This window comes from uncultured Veillonella sp. (assembly GCF_938010505.1).
Taxonomy (GTDB): domain Bacteria; phylum Bacillota; class Negativicutes; order Veillonellales; family Veillonellaceae; genus Veillonella.
The window spans coordinates 1-3,471 of the sequence record NZ_CALLVP010000008.1 but is presented as its reverse complement, the minus strand read 5'-3'; the positions used below and the strand labels follow the sequence as shown (position 1 = coordinate 3,471).

At 36.8% G+C, this 3,471-nt stretch carries 3 protein-coding genes; all 3 read right to left on the bottom strand.

The features are described 5' to 3' along the window. Positions 1-104: 104 nt before the first annotated feature. Positions 105-701 (bottom strand): MBL fold metallo-hydrolase, encoded by a 597-nt coding sequence (locus tag Q0507_RS00390; RefSeq protein WP_298710745.1) that lies wholly within the window; start codon positions 699-701, stop codon positions 105-107. Between the two features lie 14 nt (positions 702-715). Next, on the bottom strand, positions 716-2,203 hold the full coding sequence (locus Q0507_RS00385) for a TrkH family potassium uptake protein (protein WP_298710742.1): 1,488 nt from the start codon (positions 2,201-2,203) through the stop codon (positions 716-718). Between the two features lie 12 nt (positions 2,204-2,215). Beyond that, a partial coding sequence (gene trkA, locus Q0507_RS00380) for a Trk system potassium transporter TrkA (protein WP_298710739.1) occupies positions 2,216-3,471 on the bottom strand: 1,256 nt, incomplete at its 5' end.

Sequence of the window (3,471 nt, the reverse complement as noted above, 5' to 3'; positions counted from 1 at the left end):
ACTGACGATCTTCGCCGTGACAGGGCGACATGTTAACCGCTACACCACGGGGCCGTATCCAAAGTACTTGCTTAGTATATCGGTTATCAGAACTTTTGTCAACACTATACTATAATATTTTTAATAAATTCTTTCTCATATTTTAGTATAGTAGAGTCCTTATGTCCTGGCTCAACAATTAAGTCTTTTGATAAACTCAAAATGTGCTTCAAGCTTTTAATCAAATCATCTGAATTACTTTTATAATTATCTGTATTCCCCACATTTTGTTTAAATAAAGTATCACCTGTAAATAGATGACCTTCAATTTCTAAGCAGACCGATCCCGCACTATGACCAGGTGTATGATGAACTAGTATATCAAAAGGCTCTAACTGTAATCGACCTTCTACCAAATCATTACAACTTGTATACATTTTCTTTTTATACACACTAGGCCTACGTCGAATTAGCTGTAATAACTCTTGATCTAAAGGATGTAAATAAGCGGGAATATTATAATGTGTACATACTTCATCTAAAGCTGACACATGGTCACAATGACCATGTGTTAATAAAACCGCTATGGGTTCAGACTCTGCAACCATATCTATAATATGGTTACAATGAAATCCTGGATCAATAATTAAAGACTTCCCCTCTTTTATAAGCACATAACAATTTGCTTTATAAAGCCCTAGGGGGCGTTTTATAACGTTCATATAGTTCCGCCCTCCTATAAAATACGATAACGCTTAGGAACCTCTTTTTTAATGAAATATCCTTCCCAAAACTGAGGATGAAGCATAACTAAAATCGTAAATAACTCCAAACGACCTAATAACATATCGACAATAGCAATACATTTAGCAGTATCAGGCATAATACTAAAGGAATCAGTAGGACCAAAACCACCAAATCCAAGGCCCACATTACTAAGGAAGGCCGTAACAACCTGCATGGAATCATATGTATTAAGACCAGTACAAGTTATTAGAAAAACAGATACCACATAAATCATTAAATATAAAAATAAAAATTGCTGTGTCATCTGAATCCATTTAATAGGCATCGGTTTGCCATTAATACGAACCACTTGCACCATATCAGGATGAATAGATTTTCGTAAATAAATAATACAACTCTTGATCAAAATAATAAGTCGTATAATTTTTACGCCTCCTGTTGTAGAACCACTACAACCACCAAAAAATGTACAAATAAATAACATCATCTGTGCGGTAGCAGGCCACAAATCATAATCACTAATAGCAAAGCCACTACCAGTTTGAAGAGATACCAAGTTAAAAGCAGCATTTCTAACAACTTCTAATGGATTGGAAAAGCTTGAATGCAAAGCTAAAGATATTGTTACTATGGTAATGCCAATAAACACAACAAGCCAGTACATTCGTGTTTCAAAATCATTGATTAAAACACCAATACCTTTTTGAAGTGCATTATAATAAACGGAGAAATTGCCACCCGCAAGAAACATAAAGAAAATAAAGACGAAACAAATATAATTACTTTGTTCATATATAAAAGCCCCAGCTGATGTTGGTGCAAAACCGCCGGTAGCAATAATGGAGAAAGCATAATTTAGGGCATCAAATGGTTCAATACCACCTGCCCAAAGCATAAGGAAACAAAGCGCAGTAAAAGAAACATATAACCGCCAAAGTTTAGTAGCCATCGATTGAATACGTGGCATTACTATACCTGGTTTTGGTACTGATGCCTCCGCATTAAAGAAATGAGCTGCATCGGCACCTAAGTTTTTAAGAAATGACAAAATGAGAACGATAATCCCCATACCGCCAATCCAGTGCATAAGGCCACGCCATAATATGAACGAATTTGGTAGATCGTCAACACTATAAATAATAGTGGCACCTGTTGCAGTAATCCCCGATGTAGCTTCAAATAGTGCATCAAAAACATTTGTTAATACACCACTACCTAAAAATGGTAACGCCCCTAATAAAACAGTAAGTATCCAAGTAGAGGATACAACCAAGAAACCATCTCGAAGGCTAAAGCTTTGACTTTCACGACCATAATAGGATAAAAGACCACCTAAACCTAAAGAAAGGCATGTAGTTATCAAAAATGACCAATATGCAGTTTCAAATACGACACCATATATAAAAGGAATAATGGTAAAAGCACCAAATATATAAAGCAGTCGGCCCACTAAGGACATAACGATTTGAATTCGCATAGCCCCTCCAAATTAAGTAAGATATTTAAGTAATTTACTTACCGTTTCAGGTAATGTAAATAGTACGATATGATCCCCATCTAAAATTTCTGTATTACCACGAGGTACAATTGCCTCATCACCTCGCAAAATAACACCTACTAAAGCTTTTCCCGGCAAGCGAATATCTTTCAGCTGCTTACCTGCTACTGGAGATTCACTAGTAATCTCAATCTCGATTGATTCGGCCTTACCGCCTTCAAAGGTGGAAATAGATACAACCCCTTCTCCACTTCGTACAAATCGCAAGATTTGACTTGCTGTTAATAAACGCGGAGAGAATACTACATCAATACCTACTTGCTCCATCAACATAATATATTCTGGGCGACCTACGCGAACTACGGTCTTAGGAATGCCCATATGCTTACCTACAAGTGCAACAAGTAAATTGAGTTTATCATCGTCAGTTAAAGCAATAATAACATCACTATCAGCAATTTCTTCAGCTTCGAGCAAATCAAAATCAGTACCATCTCCATTGATAACCATGGCCTTATCAACTTGATTAGCAAGTTGTTCACAACGGTCAAAGTCTTTTTCAATAACTTTAACAGAAAAACCTGCTTTTTCAAGTAGTACAGTCAAATTACGACCTAAAAGACCTGCACCAATAATAACGGCACGTTTATAAAAGGTACTATAATTGTGGAACCAAAGCTTTTCGACCTCAGAAACGGCCTCTTTGAGCCCTAAGAAAAATACGCTATCATCGGCTTGTAAATAACTTTCACCATGAGGAATGATCATTTCACCATAGCGTAAAATACCCACTAGTAAAACACCTTCAGGGAAGCGAATATCTTTTAATGATTGCCCTAACAAAGGAAATTCATCAGTAAGTTTGAATTCCATAAGGCGCACTGCACCTTGACCAAATTCCTCAACATCAATAGCTGATGGAGTTTCTAGAATTCGTAGTAGCTCTTGAGCTGTAACCATTTCAGGATTGATAAAAAGGTCGACACCTAATTGAGCTCGCATCTCCTCATCCATATGTTCCGCTACACTATTATCACGAACGCGAGCAATAGTCGTAGGAACACCTTTTATTTTAGCCACCGCACAAGATAGCATATTTACCTCGTCCGAATCGGTAACAGCAATAAACATACCAACGTCAGATATACCGATTTCATTCAGTAATTCAACATCACTGCCATTACCTTGTACAAGGCTAACATCTAATGTATTTTCAAGATTATGAATGCGTTCTGGTGAGCGATCGA

What these genes read in the sequence shown, in the direction of transcription:
- Q0507_RS00390 (WP_298710745.1), bottom strand. Translation starts at nt 701, where the DNA reads ATGAACGTTATAAAACGCCCCCTAGGGCTTTATAAAGCAAATTGTTAT.
- Q0507_RS00385 (WP_298710742.1), bottom strand. Translation starts at nt 2,203, where the DNA reads ATGCGAATTCAAATCGTTATGTCCTTAGTGGGCCGACTGCTTTATATA.